The sequence below is a fragment of the Pseudomonas aeruginosa genome, from assembly GCF_001457615.1.
Lineage (GTDB): Bacteria > Pseudomonadota > Gammaproteobacteria > Pseudomonadales > Pseudomonadaceae > Pseudomonas > Pseudomonas aeruginosa.
In genome coordinates, this window is record NZ_LN831024.1 from 1,412,490 (window position 1) to 1,429,839 (window position 17,350).

At 65.6% G+C, this 17,350-nt stretch carries 13 protein-coding genes and 1 pseudogene; 11 read left to right on the forward strand and 3 right to left on the reverse strand.

Features of this window, described 5'->3' with window-relative positions:
* The first annotated feature begins 36 nt into the window (after positions 1-36).
* The 9 genes and pseudogenes from AT700_RS06555 (at position 37) to ispD (ending at position 12,655) form a co-directional block, all read left to right on the forward strand.
* The gene (locus AT700_RS06555) at positions 37-1,452 is read left to right on the forward strand and encodes an alanine/glycine:cation symporter family protein (protein WP_003092370.1); all 1,416 of its coding nucleotides are present in this window, start codon (positions 37-39) and stop codon (positions 1,450-1,452) included.
* 129 nt (positions 1,453-1,581) lie between these two features.
* Positions 1,582-5,103, forward strand: coding sequence for a DNA polymerase III subunit alpha (gene dnaE / locus AT700_RS06560; protein WP_003098578.1), 3,522 nt, complete (start codon positions 1,582-1,584; stop codon positions 5,101-5,103).
* Between the two features lie 149 nt (positions 5,104-5,252).
* Positions 5,253-6,203: an acetyl-CoA carboxylase carboxyl transferase subunit alpha gene (gene accA, locus AT700_RS06565; RefSeq protein WP_003109333.1), complete on the forward strand. Its 951-nt coding sequence runs from the start codon at positions 5,253-5,255 to the stop codon at positions 6,201-6,203.
* 69 nt (positions 6,204-6,272) lie between these two features.
* Complete coding sequence (gene tilS / locus AT700_RS06570) at positions 6,273-7,601, forward strand: tRNA lysidine(34) synthetase TilS (protein ID WP_003113867.1); 1,329 nt, start codon at positions 6,273-6,275, stop codon at positions 7,599-7,601.
* A gap of 170 nt (positions 7,602-7,771) precedes the next feature.
* Positions 7,772-9,400 (forward strand): CTP synthase, encoded by a 1,629-nt coding sequence (locus tag AT700_RS06575; protein WP_003092366.1) that lies wholly within the window; start codon positions 7,772-7,774, stop codon positions 9,398-9,400.
* Between the two features lie 2 nt (positions 9,401-9,402).
* Positions 9,403-10,248: a 3-deoxy-8-phosphooctulonate synthase gene (gene kdsA, locus AT700_RS06580; RefSeq protein ID WP_003092365.1), complete on the forward strand. Its 846-nt coding sequence runs from the start codon at positions 9,403-9,405 to the stop codon at positions 10,246-10,248.
* A 45-nt stretch (positions 10,249-10,293) separates the two neighbouring features.
* Entirely contained in the window at positions 10,294-11,583 is a 1,290-nt protein-coding gene (eno, locus tag AT700_RS06585) for a phosphopyruvate hydratase (protein ID WP_003092364.1), read from the forward strand.
* A 64-nt stretch (positions 11,584-11,647) separates the two neighbouring features.
* A complete protein-coding gene (gene ftsB / locus AT700_RS06590) occupies positions 11,648-11,932 on the forward strand; it encodes a cell division protein FtsB (RefSeq protein ID WP_003098569.1) in 285 nt (94 codons plus the stop codon).
* A gap of 19 nt (positions 11,933-11,951) precedes the next feature.
* A pseudogene (ispD, locus tag AT700_RS06595) lies at positions 11,952-12,655 on the forward strand (2-C-methyl-D-erythritol 4-phosphate cytidylyltransferase).
* A 60-nt stretch (positions 12,656-12,715) separates the two neighbouring features.
* Here the strand turns inward: ispD and yedF are convergent.
* The 3 genes from yedF to gfnR all read right to left on the reverse strand — a co-directional run bounded on the left by yedF (position 12,716) and on the right by gfnR (position 15,140).
* Positions 12,716-12,964 (reverse strand): sulfurtransferase-like selenium metabolism protein YedF, encoded by a 249-nt coding sequence (gene yedF, locus AT700_RS06600; protein WP_003092358.1) that lies wholly within the window; start codon positions 12,962-12,964, stop codon positions 12,716-12,718.
* Positions 12,930-14,156: a selenium metabolism membrane protein YedE/FdhT gene (yedE, locus tag AT700_RS06605; protein WP_003098565.1), complete on the reverse strand. Its 1,227-nt coding sequence runs from the start codon at positions 14,154-14,156 to the stop codon at positions 12,930-12,932. Before yedE ends, yedF begins: the two co-directional genes overlap by 35 nt.
* Before the next feature lie 75 nt (positions 14,157-14,231).
* The gene (gfnR, locus tag AT700_RS06610) at positions 14,232-15,140 is read right to left on the reverse strand and encodes a glutathione-dependent formaldehyde neutralization regulator (RefSeq protein ID WP_016562193.1); all 909 of its coding nucleotides are present in this window, start codon (positions 15,138-15,140) and stop codon (positions 14,232-14,234) included.
* A gap of 131 nt (positions 15,141-15,271) precedes the next feature.
* Between gfnR and AT700_RS06615 the strand changes: the two genes are divergently transcribed.
* Together AT700_RS06615 and fghA are read left to right on the forward strand one after the other, a co-directional pair.
* A complete protein-coding gene (locus AT700_RS06615; RefSeq protein ID WP_003092351.1) occupies positions 15,272-16,384 on the forward strand; it encodes an S-(hydroxymethyl)glutathione dehydrogenase/class III alcohol dehydrogenase in 1,113 nt (370 codons plus the stop codon).
* Positions 16,385-16,437: 53 nt separating this feature from the next.
* A complete protein-coding gene (gene fghA, locus AT700_RS06620) occupies positions 16,438-17,289 on the forward strand; it encodes an S-formylglutathione hydrolase (RefSeq protein WP_003113869.1) in 852 nt (283 codons plus the stop codon).
* Positions 17,290-17,350: the final 61 nt, after the last annotated feature.

Consider the following 17,350-nt stretch of genomic DNA (forward strand, 5'->3'; position numbering starts at 1 on the left):
CAACAATCCGCCACAAGCGGAACAGGGGAGTTATCCATGCAAGAATTCGCCACTCAGGTCGTCGACCTGCTCAACGGCCTTATCTGGGGCAAGATCCTCATCTGGCTGCTGGTCGGTTGCGGCCTGTACTTCACCGTGCGCCTGGGGCTGATCCAGTTCCGCCACTTCGGTCATACCTTCAGCGTGCTCAAGGGCAGCCGCCAGTCGGACGACTCGGGAATCTCCTCGTTCCAGGCGCTCTGCACCTCTCTGGCGGCGCGGGTCGGTACCGGCAACGTCGCCGGCGTGGCGGTAGCGATCACGCTCGGCGGTCCCGGCGCAGTGTTCTGGATGTGGGCGATCGCCCTGGTGGGGATGGCGACCGGCTTCGTCGAGGCGACCCTGGCCCAGTTGTTCAAGATTCGCGACGACAAGGGCCAGTTCCGTGGCGGCCCGGCCTACTACATGGAGAAGGGCCTGGGCGCGCGCTGGATGGGCATCCTGTTCTCGATCTTCCTGATCATCGCCTTCGGTTTCGTCTTCAACTCGGTGCAGGCCAATACCATCACCGGTGCCATGCAGGGCGCCTTCGGCGTGCCGACCTGGATCAGCGGCATCGCCGTGGTGATCCTCACCGCGTTGATCATCTTCGGCGGCCTGCGTTCCATCGCGCGCTTCTCCGAACTGGCGGTACCCTTCATGGCGGTGGCCTACCTGCTGCTGGCGGTGGGCATCATCCTGTTCAACCTCAGCGAACTGCCGGGCGTCCTGGCGATGGTGGTGAAGAGTGCCTTCGGCTGGCACGAGGCCGCCGCCGGCGGCATCGGCGCGGCGATCCTCAACGGCTTCAAGCGCGGCCTGTTCTCCAACGAAGCAGGCATGGGCTCGGCGCCCAACGCCGCCGCCTCGGCCACGCCCTATCCGCCGCACCCGGCGTCCCAGGGCTACGTGCAGATGGCCGGCGTGTTCATCGATACCCTGCTGATCTGTACCGCTTCCGCCGCCATCATCCTGCTGGCCGGACCGCAGGAAGGCGAGGGCATCATGCTGGTGCAGAATGCCCTGACCAGCCAGGTCGGCGACTGGGGCCGCTATTTCCTGGCGGTGATCATCCTGTTCTTCGCCTTCACCTCGATCGTCGCCAACTACTTCTATGCCGAGAACTGCCTGGTATTCCTCGAGCACAACCACCTGGCGGGCCTGTTGATCTTCCGTCTGATCGTGCTGGCGATGGTGATGTTCGGCGCGCTGGCTTCGCTGCCGTTCGTCTGGAACCTTGCCGACGTGTCGATGGGCCTGATGGCGATCACCAACCTGATCGCCATCCTGCTGCTGTCCAACCTCGCGATCAAGCTGGCCAAGGACTACAACGCCCAGCGCAAGGCCGGCAAGCTGCCGACCTTCGACGCCAGCCAGTTCCCGGAAGTCCAGCAGAAGCTCGAGCCGGGCATCTGGGACGACCGCCGCGCCTGAGCGCGGGGCGGGCGAGGCTTCTCGGCGCAGCCGAGGCGCATCGTCCGCTCTTGAACCTGTAGCTTTGCCACCGGGCCCGGTACAATCCGGGCCTTGTCGTTTTTGCGTTATTTCTGCTCCGGGGCCTTCATGACCGTATCCTTCGTTCACCTGCGTCTGCATACCGAATTCTCCCTGGTCGACGGCCTGGTCCGGGTCAAGCCCCTGGCCAAGGCAGTGGCAGGGCTGGGCATGCCGGCGGTGGCGGTCACCGACCAGAGCAACATGTGCTCGCTGGTGAAGTTCTACAAGACCGCCATGGGCGCCGGCATCAAGCCGATCTGCGGGGCCGACATCTGGCTCGCCAGCCGCGAGGAAGATGGCCCGCTCAGTCGCCTGAGCCTGCTGGCGATGAACGCGAAGGGCTATCGCAACCTCACCGAGCTGATTTCCCGCGGTTGGAGCGAAGGCCAGCGCAACGGCGAGATCATCATCGAGCGCGACTGGGTCAAGGAGGCGGCGGAAGGCCTGATCGCGCTGTCCGCGGCCAAGGAGGGCGAGATCGGCCACGCGCTGCTCGACGGCGAGGAAGCCAAGGCCGAGGCGCTGTTGCGCGAGTGGATGGAGGTGTTCCCCGAGCGCTTCTACGTGGAAGTGCAACGTACCAGCCGGGTCAACGACGAGGAGCACCTCCACGCGGCGGTGGCTTTGGCGTCACGCTGCAACGCGCCGCTGGTGGCGACCAACGACGTGCGCTTCATCAAGCAGGAAGACTTCGAGGCCCACGAGACCCGCGTCTGCATCGGCGAGGGGCGGACCCTCGACGATCCGCGGCGGCCGCGTACCTATTCGGACCAGCAATACCTGAAGTCGCCGGCGGAAATGGCCGAGCTGTTCAGCGACCTGCCGGAAGCGTTGGAAAACACCGTCGAGATCGCCAAACGCTGCAACATCGAGGTGCAGCTGGGCAAGTACTTCCTGCCGGACTTCCCCACGCCCAATGGCATGGGCATCGACGACTACCTGCGGCACGCCTCCTTCGAAGGTCTCGAGGAGCGCCTGGAGGTGCTGTTGCCGAAGGACACCCCGGACTACGAGGCCAAGCGCCAGGTCTATGTCGATCGCCTGAACTTCGAACTCGATATCATCATCCAGATGGGTTTCCCCGGTTACTTCCTCATCGTGATGGACTTCATCAAGTGGGCGAAGAACAACGGCGTACCGGTAGGCCCCGGGCGGGGCTCGGGCGCCGGCTCGCTGGTGGCCTACGTGCTGAAGATCACCGACCTCGATCCGCTGGCCTATGACCTGCTGTTCGAACGTTTCCTCAACCCGGAACGGATCTCCATGCCCGACTTCGACGTCGACTTCTGCATGGAGGGCCGCGACCGGGTGATCGACTACGTGGCCGACGCCTACGGGCGCAACGCGGTGAGCCAGATCATCACCTTCGGCACCATGGCGGCGAAGGCGGTGGTACGCGACGTGGCGCGGGTCCAGGGCAAGTCCTACGGTCTCGCCGACCGGCTGTCGAAGATGATCCCGTTCGAAGTCGGCATGACCCTGGATAAGGCCTACGAGCAGGAAGAAATGCTCCGCGACTTCCTCAAGAGCGACGAGGAAGCCGCCGAGATCTGGGAGATGGCCCTCAAGCTGGAAGGCATCACTCGCGGTACCGGCAAGCACGCCGGTGGCGTGGTGATCGCGCCGACCAAGCTGACCGACTTCTCGCCGATCGCCTGCGACGAGGAAGGCGGCGGCCTGGTGACCCAGTTCGACAAGGACGACGTGGAGGCGGCCGGCCTGGTGAAGTTCGACTTCCTCGGCCTGCGGACCCTGACCATCATCAAGTGGGCGATGGAGATCATCAACCGCGAGCAGGCCAAGAAGGGCCTGGAGCCGGTGAACATCGACTTCATCCCGCTGGACGACAAGCCGACCTATTCGCTGCTGCAGAAGGCCGAGACCACTGCGGTGTTCCAGCTCGAATCGCGCGGCATGAAGGAGCTGATCAAGAAGCTCAAGCCGGACTGCCTGGAAGACCTCATCGCACTGGTGGCGCTGTTCCGCCCGGGTCCTCTGCAGTCGGGCATGGTGGACGACTTCATCAACCGCAAGCACGGTCGCGCCGAGCTGTCCTATCCGCACCCCGATTACCAGTACGCCGGCCTGGAGCCGGTGCTCAAGCCCACCTACGGCATCATCCTGTACCAGGAACAGGTGATGCAGATCGCCCAGGTCATGGCCGGCTATACCCTCGGTGGCGCGGACATGCTGCGCCGGGCGATGGGCAAGAAGAAGCCCGAGGAAATGGCCAAGCAGCGCGGCGGTTTCATCGAGGGTTGCAAGAACAACGGCATCGATGCCGACCTCGCGGGCAACATCTTCGACCTGGTGGAAAAATTCGCCGGCTACGGCTTCAACAAGTCGCACTCGGCAGCCTACGGCCTGGTCTCCTACCAGACCGCCTGGCTGAAGACCCACTTCCCGGCGCCGTTCATGGCCGCGGTACTCACCGCGGATATGCAGAACACCGACAAGGTGGTGACGCTGATCGAAGAATGCCGGCACATGAAGCTGCGCATCGTGGCGCCGGACGTGAACAACTCCGAGTTCCGCTTCACCGTCGACGACGATGGCCGGATCGTCTATGGCCTGGGCGCGATCAAGGGCGTCGGCGAGGGGCCGGTGGAGGCGATCACCGAGTGCCGCGCCGAAGGCGGGCCGTTCAACACCCTGTTCGACTTCTGCGACCGCGTCGACCTGAAACGCATCAACAAGCGCACCCTGGAAGCGCTGATCCGCGCCGGTGCGCTGGATCGCCTGGGGCCGCACTACCACGACGAGCTAAAGGCCTACCAGGCTACCGTCGACCTCAACCGCGCCGTGCTGCTGGCGGCGATGGAGGAAGCGATCCAGGCCGCCGAGCAGACCGCGCGCAGCCACGACAGCGGGCACATGGACCTGTTCGGCGGAGTCTTCGCCGAGCCGGAGGCGGATGTCTACGCCAACCACCGCAAGGTCAAGGAGCTGACCCTCAAGGAACGCCTGAAGGGCGAGAAGGACACCCTCGGCCTGTACCTGACCGGCCATCCGATCGACGAGTACGAAGGCGAGGTGCGGCGCTTCGCCCGCCAGCGCATCGTCGAGCTGAAGCCGGCGCGCGATACCCAGACGGTGGCCGGGCTGATCGTCAACCTGCGGGTGATGAAGAACAAGAAGGGCGACAAGATGGGCTTCGTCACCCTAGACGACCGCTCCGGACGGATCGAGGCCTCGCTGTTCTCCGAAGCCTTCGCCGCGGCCCAGTCGCTGCTGCAGACCGACGCGCTGGTGGTGGTCGAGGGCGAGGTCAGCCAGGACGACTTCTCCGGCGGACTGCGCCTGCGCGCCAAGCGCGTGATGAGCCTGGAGGAGGCGCGTACCGGCCTGGCGGAGAGCCTGCGGATGAAGCTGCACGCCGACCTGTTGAAGGGCGATCGCCTGCGCTGGCTGGGCGAGCTGTTCAACCGCCATCGCGGTTCCTGCCCGATCACCCTGGACTACACCAGCGCCGACGCCAAGGCCCTGCTGCAGTTCGGCGAGAGCTGGCGGGTGGATCCGGCGGACGATCTGATCCAGGCATTGCGTGACCAGTTCGGGCGCGACAACGTCTTCCTCAATTATCGTTAATCGCGATGGGCGATAACGCCGTTGTTCCGCGCTCTGCGGCGGGAAAACGCGGATCGCCCTTGCTCCCGGCTCGACCCCTGGCGCCCGATCCCGTAAGGTAGGGCGCCAAACGGAAACGGCCCACTAGAATCTGCGCACGACGGAAGCCTATGAACCCGAACTTTCTTGATTTCGAACAGCCGATCGCCGACCTGCAAGCCAAGATCGAAGAGCTGCGCCTGGTGGGCAACGACAATGCGCTGAACATCAGCGACGAAATCTCGCGTCTGCAGGACAAGAGCAAGGCGCTCACCGAAAACATCTTCGGCAATCTGTCCAGTTGGCAGATCGCCCAGCTCGCGCGCCATCCCAAGCGTCCCTATACCCTCGACTACATCGGCTACCTGTTCAGCGATTTCGAGGAACTGCACGGCGACCGGCATTTCGCCGACGACCCGGCGATCGTCGGCGGCGTTGCCCGCCTCGACGGTTCCCCGGTGATGGTCATCGGCCACCAGAAGGGCCGCGAAGTCCGTGAGAAGGTCCGGCGCAACTTCGGCATGCCGCGTCCGGAAGGCTATCGCAAGGCCTGCCGCCTGATGGAAATGGCCGAACGCTTCAAGATGCCGATCCTCACCTTCATCGACACGCCCGGCGCCTACCCGGGGATCGATGCCGAGGAACGCGGCCAGAGCGAGGCGATCGCCTGGAACCTGCGGGTGATGGCGCGACTGAAGACGCCGATCATCGCCACCGTGATCGGCGAGGGCGGTTCCGGCGGCGCGCTGGCCATCGGTGTCTGCGACCAGTTGAACATGCTGCAATACTCCACCTATTCGGTGATCTCGCCGGAAGGCTGCGCCTCCATCCTCTGGAAGACCGCCGAGAAGGCGCCGGAAGCCGCCGAGGCCATGGGCATCACCGCCGAGCGCCTGAAAGGCCTGGGCATCGTCGACAAGGTCATCGACGAACCGCTGGGCGGCGCCCATCGCGATCCGGCGAGCATGGCCGAATCGATCCGTGGCGAACTGCTGGCGCAACTGAAGATGCTCCAGGGCCTGGAAATGGGTGAGTTGCTGGAGCGTCGTTACGACCGCCTGATGAGCTACGGCGCGCCGTAAGCCATCCGGCGCACTGGTACGATCGACAAGCCCGGCATTCGCCGGGCTTGTCGCATGAGGAGCGCAAGAATGCCGGCGGTGCCGCTCGAATCCCGTCTGTTACAGGCCCTGGCGCCCTGGCGCGAAGCGGGGGGCTGGTGCGTGGCGTTTTCCGGCGGGCTGGATTCCACGGTGTTGCTGCATCTGCTCGCCCAACTGGCCCGGAGCGAAGCCTTGCCGGCGCTGTCGGCGCTGCATGTCCACCATGGCTTGCAGGCTGCGGCGGACGGTTGGCCGGCGCACTGCCAGGCGGTCTGCCGGTCGCTGGGTATCCCGCTGCGGGTCGAGCGGGTGCAGGTCGCCGTTGGCGGCAGCATCGAGCAGGCGGCGCGCGACGCCCGCTATCGCGCATTCCAGGCGAACCTGGGCGAGGGACAGGTGCTGCTCACCGCGCAGCACCTCGACGACCAGGCCGAGACCTTGCTGTTCCGCCTGTTGCGTGGAGCGGGCCTGCGCGGCCTGGCGGCGATGCCGGCGAGCCGGCCGCTGGGCGGTGGCCGCCTGTGCCGACCCTTGCTCGGGGTTTCCCGCGCCGAACTGGAAGCCTATGCGCAGGCGCACCGGCTGGACTGGGTGGAGGATCCTTCCAACCAGGATCCGCGCTTCTCGCGCAACTACCTGCGCCGGGAGATCATGCCGCGTCTCGCCTCCCACTGGCCGCAGGCCGTCGCCGGCATGGCGCGCTGCGCGGCGCATCTGCGCGAGGCCGAAGACCTGCTGGCTGAACTGGCCGCCATCGACCTCCGGGCCTGCCGCCAACCCTCGGAACTGGATTGGCCGGACTGGCTGGATCTGCCCCGGATCGCCCTGGAGCCTCTGCGCCGCCTCAGCGCTGCGCGCCAGCGCAACCTGCTGCGGGCCTGGCTGGGACAGCTGACGCGGTTGCCGGACAGTGACCACTGGGCCGGTTGGGAGTCGTTGCGCGATGCCGGCGACGATGCCGACCCGATCTGGCGCCTGGAGAGCGGCGAGCTGCGTCGCGGCGCGGGGCGGATCTGGTGGTTGCCGGCGGACTGGCGGGCGGCGGCGGGACCGTTCGTCTGGGAGCGTCCCGCTCATCCATTGCTTCTTCCCGGCAATGGTCGGCTGGCGTTGCTCGGCGAGGTTCCGGCGGGACCGTTGCGCGTCGACTACCGGCGGGGTGGGGAGGTGCTGGCCCTGGCCGGGCGCGGTCGCCGCGACCTCAAGCGATTGCTCAACGAAGCGGGCGTACCGAGCTTCCTGCGCGGTCGTTTGCCGCTGCTCTTCCGAGCCGACGAACTGCTCGCGGTGGCCAACATTCCTGGCCTGGACAGTCCCCGCGAGGGGGGCTGGCGACTGTCCTGGAGCCCGCCGACGAACGACCCGGGTTTGAGCTAGTAAGCCGTTTCCAGTAGACTACGCTCCCGTCTTGTACTGCTCCCGCCGATTCCCTCCGGAATCAGCAGGAGTTTGCTTTGCCCACGGATTTGTCCGTGGCGGGAGCTGGCCTCCCTTCTCCGAATCCCCGGCGGTTGATCCCGCCTAAACGCTGACTTCTAGGGTTTTTCATGACGCGCTACATCTTCGTCACGGGTGGTGTTGTTTCTTCATTGGGGAAAGGCATCGCTTCGGCTTCTCTGGCTGCGATCTTGGAAGCGCGTGGCCTGAAGATCACGATGCTCAAGCTGGACCCTTACATCAACGTGGACCCGGGCACCATGAGCCCGTTCCAGCACGGTGAGGTCTTCGTGACCCAGGACGGCGCCGAGACCGACCTGGACCTGGGCCATTACGAGCGCTTCGTTCGTACCACCATGACCCAGAACAACAACTTCACCACCGGCCGCGTCTACATGGACGTGTTGCGCAAGGAACGCCGCGGCGACTACCTGGGCGCCACCGTGCAGGTGATCCCGCACATCACCGACGAGATCAAGCGGCGCATCATCAAGGGCGCCGGCGATGCCGACGTCGCCCTGGTGGAGATCGGTGGCACCGTCGGCGACATCGAGTCGCAGCCGTTCCTCGAGGCGATCCGCCAACTGCGCGTCGAGATCGGCGCCAAGCGCGCGATGCTGATGCACCTGACCCTGGTCCCGTACATCGCCACCGCCGGCGAGACCAAGACCAAGCCGACCCAGCACTCGGTCAAGGAGCTGCGCTCCATCGGCCTGCAACCGGACGTGCTGGTCTGCCGTTCCGACCACCCGATCGACGTCTCCTCGCGGCGCAAGATCGCGCTCTTCACCAACGTCGAGGAGCGCGCGGTGATCGCCCTGGAAGACGTCGACACCATCTACCGCATCCCGTCGGTGCTGCATGCCCAGGGCCTGGACGACATCGTCGTCGAGCGCTTCGGCCTGGAGTGCGGGCAGGCCGACCTGTCCGAATGGGACCGGGTGGTCGATGCCAAGCTCAACCCCGAGCGTGAAGTCACCATCGCCATGGTCGGCAAGTACATGGAACTGCTGGACGCGTACAAGTCGCTGATCGAGGCGATGACCCACGCCGGCATCCAGAGCCGCACCAAGGTCAACCTGCGCTACATCGACTCCGAAGACATCGAGCAGCAGGGCACCAGCCTGCTGGAAGGCGTCGACGCCATCCTGGTCCCGGGCGGCTTCGGCCTGCGCGGCGTGGAAGGCAAGATCAGCACCGTGCAGTACGCCCGCGAGAACAAGATCCCCTACCTGGGCATCTGCCTGGGCATGCAGGTCGCGGTCATCGAATACGCCCGCAACGTGCTCGGCTGGAGCGACGCCAACTCCACCGAGTTCGACAAGTCCAGCGGCCATCCGGTGGTCGGCCTGATCACCGAATGGCAGGACGCGACCGGCGCCACCGAGATCCGCACCGAAGCTTCCGACCTGGGCGGCACCATGCGCCTGGGCGCCCAGGAGTGCCAGCTGCAGACCGGCACCCTGGTGCACGACTGCTATGCCAAGGACGTGATCGTCGAGCGCCATCGCCATCGCTACGAAGTGAACAACAACCTGCTGCCGCAACTGGAGCAGGCCGGCCTGAAGATTTCCGGCCGCTCCGGCGACGGCGCCCTGGTGGAAGTGGTCGAGGCCCCGGAGCATCCGTGGTTCGTCGCCTGCCAGTTCCACCCGGAGTTCACCTCCACACCGCGTGATGGCCACCCGCTGTTCAGCGGTTTCGTCAACGCCGCGCTGAAATATTCCGGGAAGGCCTGAGCATGGCACAGAAGATCGTTCGCGTCGGCGATATCCAGATCGGCAACGACCTGCCGTTCGTGCTGTTCGGCGGCATGAACGTGCTGGAGTCGCGCGACCTGGCCATGCAGGTCTGCGAAGAATACGTACGGGTTACCGAGAAACTCGGTATCCCCTATGTGTTCAAGGCCAGCTTCGACAAGGCCAACCGTTCCTCGATCCACTCGTTCCGTGGTCCGGGCCTGGAAGAGGGAATGAAGATCTTCGAAGAGATCAAGAAGACCTTCAAGGTACCGGTCATCACCGATGTCCACGAGCCGTTCCAGGCCCAGCCGGTGGCCGAGGTCTGCGACATCATCCAGCTGCCGGCCTTCCTCTCGCGACAGACCGACCTGGTGGTGGCGATGGCCAGGACCAACGCGGTGATCAATATCAAAAAGGCCCAGTTCCTCGCGCCCCAGGAGATGAAGCACATCCTGACCAAGTGCGAGGAAGCCGGTAACGACCGCCTGATCCTCTGCGAGCGCGGCTCCTCCTTCGGTTACAACAACCTGGTGGTCGACATGCTCGGCTTCGGCATCATGAAGCAGTTCGAGTACCCGGTATTCTTCGACGTCACCCACGCCCTGCAGATGCCTGGCGGTCGCGCGGACTCCGCCGGCGGCCGGCGCGCCCAGGTCACCGACCTGGCCAAGGCCGGGCTCAGCCAGAAGCTCGCCGGGCTGTTCCTCGAGGCCCATCCGGACCCCGAGCACGCCAAGTGCGACGGTCCGTGCGCGCTGCGCCTGAACAAACTCGAAGCCTTCCTGTCCCAGCTCAAGCAACTGGACGAGCTGATCAAGAGCTTTCCTGCAATCGAGACTGCCTAGTCTCCTCAGACCGCCCCGTTCATTCACTTCGGAGTGTTAACAAGAATGGCAAAGATCGTCGACATCAAGGGCCGTGAGGTCCTGGACTCCCGCGGCAACCCTACCGTTGAAGCGGACGTGATCCTGGACAACGGCATCGTCGGCAGCGCCTGCGCGCCTTCCGGTGCTTCCACCGGTTCCCGCGAGGCCCTCGAGCTGCGCGATGGCGACAAGAGCCGTTACCTGGGCAAGGGCGTGCTGAAAGCCGTGGCCAACATCAACGGCCCGATCCGCGACCTGCTGCTGGGCAAGGACGCGGCCGACCAGAAAGCCCTCGACCACGCGATGATCGAGCTGGACGGCACCGAGAACAAGGCCAAGCTGGGCGCCAACGCGATCCTCGCGGTGTCCCTGGCTGCCGCCAAGGCCGCCGCACAGGCCAAGGGCGTACCGCTGTACGCGCACATCGCCGACCTCAACGGCACTCCCGGCCAGTACTCCATGCCGGTGCCGATGATGAACATCATCAACGGCGGCGAGCATGCGGACAACAACGTCGATATCCAGGAATTCATGGTCCAGCCGGTCGGCGCGAAGAACTTCGCCGAGGCGCTGCGCATGGGCGCCGAGATCTTCCATCACCTCAAGGCCGTGCTGAAGGCCCGTGGCCTGAACACCGCCGTCGGTGATGAAGGCGGCTTCGCGCCGAACCTGTCGTCCAACGAAGACGCCCTGGCCGCCATCGCCGAGGCCGTCGAGAAGGCCGGCTACAAGCTGGGCGACGACGTGACCCTGGCCCTGGACTGCGCCTCCAGCGAGTTCTTCAAGGACGGCAAGTACGACCTGGAAGGCGAAGGCAAGGTATTCGACGCCGCCGGTTTCGCCGACTACCTGGCCGGCCTGACCCAGCGCTACCCGATCATCTCCATCGAGGACGGCATGGACGAGTCCGACTGGGCCGGCTGGAAAGGCCTGACCGACAAGATCGGCGCCAAGGTCCAACTGGTCGGCGACGACCTGTTCGTGACCAATACCAAGATCCTCAAGGAAGGCATCGAGAAGGGCATCGGCAATTCGATCCTGATCAAGTTCAACCAGATCGGTTCGCTCACCGAGACCCTGGAAGCCATCCAGATGGCCAAGGCCGCCGGCTATACCGCGGTGATCTCGCACCGCTCCGGCGAAACCGAGGACTCGACCATCGCCGACCTGGCCGTGGGTACCGCCGCCGGTCAGATCAAGACCGGTTCGCTGTGCCGCTCCGACCGCGTGTCCAAGTACAACCAGTTGCTGCGCATCGAAGAGCAACTGGGCGCCAAGGCGCCGTACCGTGGTCGCGCGGAATTCCGCGGCTGAGCCTAGTCTGGTACGGTGAAGGGGTGGCAAGAGCCACCCCTTTTCTTCTCAAGGAGTTCGAGGCTTGAGGTTACGTAGCCCCTACTGGCTGTTCGTGGTGCTGATCCTGGCGCTGGCGGGCCTGCAATATCGCCTGTGGGTCGGCGATGGCAGCCTGGCGCAGGTGCGCGACCTGCAGAAGCAGATCGCCGACCAGCATGGCGAGAACGAGCGCCTGCTGGAGCGCAACCGGATTCTCGAAGCCGAAGTCGCCGAGCTGAAGAAAGGCACCGAGACCGTCGAGGAGCGTGCGCGGCACGAGCTCGGCATGGTCAAGGACGGCGAAACCCTCTACCAGCTCGCCAAGTGAGCTGACGACCCTTCTCCCGATGACGACTTCCGACCTTCCCGCCTTCTGGACGGTGATCCCCGCCGCCGGCGTGGGTTCGCGCATGCGCGCCGACCGCCCGAAGCAATATCTCGATCTTGCCGGTCGCACCGTGATCGAGCGCACCCTCGATTGTTTCCTCGAACACCCGATGCTCAGGGGCGTGGTGGTCTGCCTGGCCGAGGACGATCCCTACTGGCCCGGGCTGGACTGCGCCGCCAGCCGGCATGTGCAGCGCGCCGCCGGGGGCGCCGAGCGCGCCGGCTCGGTGTTGAACGGCTTGCTGCGCCTGCTGGAGTTGGGGCACAGGCCGACGACTGGGTGCTGGTGCATGACGCCGCGCGGCCGAACCTGACCCGCGGCGACCTCGACCACCTGCTCGAAGAACTCGCCGAAGATCCGGTCGGCGGGCTGCTGGCGGTGCCGGCGAGGGACACTCTCAAGCGCTCCGACCGCGACGGCCGGGTCAGCGAAACCATCGACCGCTCGGTGGTCTGGCTGGCCTATACGCCGCAGATGTTCCGCCTCGGCGCCCTGCACCGGGCGCTGGCCGATGCGTTGGTGGCCGGCGTGGCGATCACCGACGAGGCTTCGGCGATGGAGTGGGCCGGCTATGCGCCGAAGCTGGTGGAAGGGCGCGCCGACAACCTGAAGATCACCACCCCGGAAGACCTGCTGCGCCTGCAGCGCAGTTTTCCACACTGAACCCTGGCACAAGAAAGCCGACCCTCGGGTCGGCTTTCTTGTCGTTGCAGGCTCGCTCGTTCAGCTTTCCAGCGGCACCTCTATGAGGAAGCGGAACAGCGCGCCATGCTGCTCCACCGCCAGGCATTTGTAGCCCTGGCGCTGGGTATCTTCGGGAATCCCGTGGACCGATTGCGAGCAGTCGGTGACCACTTCCAGGCGTTCGCCCGGCTGCATGGTCGCCAGGGTTTCCAGGGTGGCGATGGCGTTGTACGGGCAATGTTCGCCGCGCAGGTCAAGCGACAGGGTCGGTTTGTCGGTCTGGCTCATGGTTCGGTTTCCGCGGTCGGGTGAATCGGGAGGCGTTCAGTTGCACCAGCAGCAGGCACAGGGCCAGGCCGGCGAAGGTCAATAGCAGGCCGTTGCCGGGCCCGAAGCTTTCCAGCAGGTTGAGCTTGGGATAGGGCAGGGCGAGGCGGGTGCCCAACTGGTCCCAAAAGATCGCCACCAGGGTTCCGCCGATGACGTTGCCGATGCCGACCACCCAGAAGTGCACCTGGCCCTCCATCGAGCGGTACATCCAGCCGGTCTCGCAACCGCCGGCGAGGACGATGCCGATGCCGAAGAGAATGCCGCCGATGATCGCATTCGGGCCCATCCAGAAGATCTTCGGCGCGACGCCCAGGCGGATCGCGGCGAAGGTACCGATGCAGGCGGCCGCCATGCCGAGCAGGATGCCGAAGGCGGCGCGGGTCCGGCCGGTGGTCCAGAGGTCCCGTGCGGCACTGGTGAAGCAGATCTGCGCGCGCTCGATCAGGCCGCCGAACAGCAGGCCGAACAGGCAGGCCATGCCCAGCACCAGCGATACCTCGAAGCGCCAGGCGGCGAACAGCGCGGCGAGCGCCAGCACCGCCAGGCCCAGGCGGGCCTGCAGGCGTGCGCGTCGGGCCAGGCTTTCGGCGCTGGGCAGGGCGCTGGCCGTGGCGCCGACTTTCAGCGGTGTGCGCAGGAACGGCAGCAGGCTGATCTTCACGCCGATCCAGGCGCCGCCGACGGTGGCGAACATGAAGGCCCAGGCGTGCAGGGAAAACATCGGGATACCGGTGAAGAACGCCGCCAGGTTGCAGCCCATCGCCAGGCGCGCGCCGAAGCCGGCGACGATACCGCCGACCAGACCCTGCAGCAGGCGACGTTTGCTGGTCGGCCAGCGCAGGCTGACGTTGCCGGCCCAGAGGGCGCAGCACAGGGCGCCGAGGAACATGCCGATGATCATCACTCCGTCGATCCGGTCCAGCGGCGTGCCTTGAAGGCCGATCAGCCTGAAGTAGCTCCAGTCCTGTGGCTGGTAGCCGAACCAGGACAGCACGTGGCCGCCCCAGCGGGTGAATTCGCCGGTCACCGCCCAGAAGGTGCCGGTGAGCGCGAAGTAGTAGGCGGAGGCGACGCCGAGGGCGACCAGCGCCGGCAGCGGCGACCAGAACCTCACCAGGTAGCGTTGGCGAAACGCATTGAAGGCAGACATGCGACTTCCTTGAATCGATAGCGGGTGGAACGGGAAACCGCCAAGTCTATCGCAGCGGTGAATCGCCTTACTGCTTCAGCGCAGGTTTTTCTCCCCGGCGAGTCCCGGATGGGATTGCGCCAGGCCTTCCTTGAGATAGTCCACCAGTTGCCTGACTTTCGGCGACAGGTGCCGCTGCTGCGGGTACAGCGCCCATACCGCGGTATTCGGCGGCTGGTGGCCTTCCAGCAGGGAGACCAGGCGGCCGCTGCGCAGATACTCGATCACATAGTAGTCGGGCAGCTGGCACAGGCCGAAGCCGCGCAGGGCGGCGTCGAGCACCGCCTGGCCGCTGTTGCAGCGCCAGTTGCCCTGGACCCGGTGCTGGGTTTCCCGGCCGTCCTCGAGGAAGCTCCACAGGTCGCTGCTGCCGATCAGGCAGTTGAACTGGCCGAGTTCCGCCGGCGACTGCGGAGTGCCGTGGCGGCGCAGGTATTCCGGCGTGGCGCAGAGGTACATGACGCGTGGCGCCAACCGTGTGGCGACCAATCGCGAATCGCTCAGGCGGCCGAGGCGGATGGCCAGGTCGAAGCCCTCGTGGAGCAGGTCCAACTGGCGGTTGGACAGCTCGATGTCGACCCGCAGTTGCGGATAGTCGGCCATGAAGGCATTCACCAGCGGCACGATGAAACGTTCGCCGTAGGCAACCGCGCAGGTCATGCGCAGCAGGCCCTTGGGCTCCGCGGAGAGGTCGCTGACCGCGCGCAGGGCTTCGTCGCGGGCGTCCTGCAGGCGCTGGCAATGTTGCAGGAAGGTCTGTCCGGCTTCGCTCAGCGACACTCGCCGGGTGCTGCGGTAGAGCAGGCGGGTCTGCAGGCGCTCCTCCAGGCGGGCGACCTGGCGGCTGATGTGCGACGAGGAAACGCCCATGCGTTCGGCTGCCGCGGTGAACTGCCCGGTTTCGGCGACAGCGACGAATTCGTCGAGTCCTTCCCAGCGATTCATCTGGATTGTCCCTGTATGGCAATAATGTTTTGATTATTGCCTGATTATTCCTTGAAACGCGGTTTTCTACACTTTCCGTTTCAGTGGGTCGCTTAGCGGCCCGCCGGCTTCCATCGTTCAGGAGTTCCCAGATGATCAAGTCCCGTGCCGCCGTCGCCTTCGCCCCCAACAAGCCGTTGGAAATCGTCGAGGTGGATGTGGCGCCGCCGCAGAAGGGCGAGGTACTGGTGCGCATCGTCGCCACCGGCGTCTGCCATACCGACGCGTACACCCTGTCCGGCCAGGATTCCGAGGGGGTGTTCCCGTGCATCCTGGGCCACGAAGGTGGCGGCATCGTCGAAGCGGTGGGCGAGGGCGTGACCTCCCTGCAGGTGGGCGACCATGTCATCCCGCTCTACACCGCCGAGTGCGGCAAGTGCAAATTCTGCCTGTCCGGCAAGACCAACCTCTGCCAGGCCGTGCGCGCCACCCAGGGCAAGGGCCTGATGCCCGACGGCACCAGCCGTTTCTCCTACAAGGGCGAGCCGGTCTTCCACTACATGGGCTGCTCGACCTTCTCCGAATACACCGTGCTGCCGGAAATTTCCCTGGCGAAGATTCCCAAGGATGCCCCGCTGGAGAAGGTCTGCCTGCTTGGCTGCGGCGTCACCACCGGGATCGGTGCCGTGCTGAACACCGCCAAGGTGGAAGAGGGCGCTACCGTTGCCATCTTCGGCCTGGGCGGCATCGGCCTGGCAGCGATCATCGGGGCGAAGATGGCCAAGGCCGCGCGCATCATCGCGGTCGACATCAACCCGGGCAAGTTCGATATCGCCAGGGAACTGGGCGCCACCGACTTCATCAATCCGAAGGACTACGACAAGCCGATCCAGGACGTCATCGTCGAACTGACCGATGGCGGCGTCGACTACTCCTTCGAGTGCGTCGGCAACGTGCAGTTGATGCGCGCCGCGCTGGAATGCTGCCACAAGGGCTGGGGCGAGTCGGTGATCATCGGTGTCGCCGGTGCCGGCCAGGAAATCAGCACCCGGCCGTTCCAACTGGTCACCGGCCGCGTCTGGCGCGGTTCGGCGTTCGGCGGGGTGCGCGGGCGCAGCGAGCTGCCGAGCTATGTCGAGAAGGCGCAGAAGGGCGAGATCCCGCTGGATACCTTCATCACCCACACCATGGGGCTGGAGGACATCAACGAGGCCTTCGAGCTGATGCACGAAGGCAAGAGCATCCGCACCGTCATTCATTACTGACAAGCCGTCGCGGCGGGCCCTGCGGCTCGCCACGACCGTTTCACGGAGGTCACGTGAAGGATTCCCTCGAACTGATCGGCAGCCAGAAGACCTTCGGCGGCTGGCACCAGCGTTACCGTCATTTTTCCCGGACCCTGAACTGCGAGATGGTCTTCGCCATCTACCTGCCGCCCCAGGCCGAGCCGGAGGCGGCGCTGCCGGCCCTGTACTGGCTGTCCGGGCTGACCTGTACCGACGAGAACTTCATGCAGAAGGCCGGCGCCCAGCGGGTCGCCGCCGAACTGGGATTGGTACTGGTGGCGCCGGATACCAGCCCGCGCGGCAGCGGTGTCCCCGGCGATCCCGACGGCGCCTGGGACTTCGGCCTGGGCGCAGGCTTCTACCTGAACGCCACGCAGGAGCCCTGGGCCGCGCACTACCGCATGCACGACTACGTGGTGCACGAGTTGCCGGCGCTGATCGAGGCGCATTTCCCGGTGTCCCGGCGGCGCGGCATCAGCGGGCACTCGATGGGTGGGCATGGCGCGCTGGTTTGCGCGCTGCGCAACCCGGGGCGCTACCTGTCGCTGTCGGCCTTCGCGCCGATCTGCCATCCGAGCGATTGTCCCTGGGGCCAGAAGGCGTTCTCCCGCTACCTGGGCGAGGACCCGGCGGCCTGGCGCGAGTGGGATGCCTGTGCGTTGCTCGAGGGTGCGTCCGAACGCTTGCCGATCCTGGTCGACCAGGGCGAGCGCGACGACTTCCTCGCCGTCCAGCTCAAGCCGGAAGCGCTACGCAATGCGGCGGACAAGGCCGGCCACCCGCTGGAGCTGCGTCTGCAACCAGGCTACGACCACAGCTACTACTTCATCGCCAGTTTCATCGAGGATCACCTGCGCCATCATGCCGGGGTTCTCAACGGTTGATCCGCGATACCTGAAGCCTGTCCCGATCCGGGGTAGAATCACGCCCTGATTCCAACCAGGG

What these genes read in the sequence shown, in the direction of transcription:
- eno (WP_003092364.1), top strand. Translation starts at nt 10,294, where the DNA reads ATGGCAAAGATCGTCGACATCAAGGGCCGTGAGGTCCTGGACTCCCGC.
- gfnR (WP_016562193.1), bottom strand. Translation starts at nt 15,140, where the DNA reads ATGAATCGCTGGGAAGGACTCGACGAATTCGTCGCTGTCGCCGAAACC.
- dnaE (WP_003098578.1), top strand. Translation starts at nt 1,582, where the DNA reads ATGACCGTATCCTTCGTTCACCTGCGTCTGCATACCGAATTCTCCCTG.
- AT700_RS06615 (WP_003092351.1), top strand. Translation starts at nt 15,272, where the DNA reads ATGATCAAGTCCCGTGCCGCCGTCGCCTTCGCCCCCAACAAGCCGTTG.
- accA (WP_003109333.1), top strand. Translation starts at nt 5,253, where the DNA reads ATGAACCCGAACTTTCTTGATTTCGAACAGCCGATCGCCGACCTGCAA.
- yedE (WP_003098565.1), bottom strand. Translation starts at nt 14,156, where the DNA reads ATGTCTGCCTTCAATGCGTTTCGCCAACGCTACCTGGTGAGGTTCTGG.
- tilS (WP_003113867.1), top strand. Translation starts at nt 6,273, where the DNA reads ATGCCGGCGGTGCCGCTCGAATCCCGTCTGTTACAGGCCCTGGCGCCC.
- AT700_RS06575 (WP_003092366.1), top strand. Translation starts at nt 7,772, where the DNA reads ATGACGCGCTACATCTTCGTCACGGGTGGTGTTGTTTCTTCATTGGGG.
- kdsA (WP_003092365.1), top strand. Translation starts at nt 9,403, where the DNA reads ATGGCACAGAAGATCGTTCGCGTCGGCGATATCCAGATCGGCAACGAC.
- AT700_RS06555 (WP_003092370.1), top strand. Translation starts at nt 37, where the DNA reads ATGCAAGAATTCGCCACTCAGGTCGTCGACCTGCTCAACGGCCTTATC.
- yedF (WP_003092358.1), bottom strand. Translation starts at nt 12,964, where the DNA reads ATGAGCCAGACCGACAAACCGACCCTGTCGCTTGACCTGCGCGGCGAA.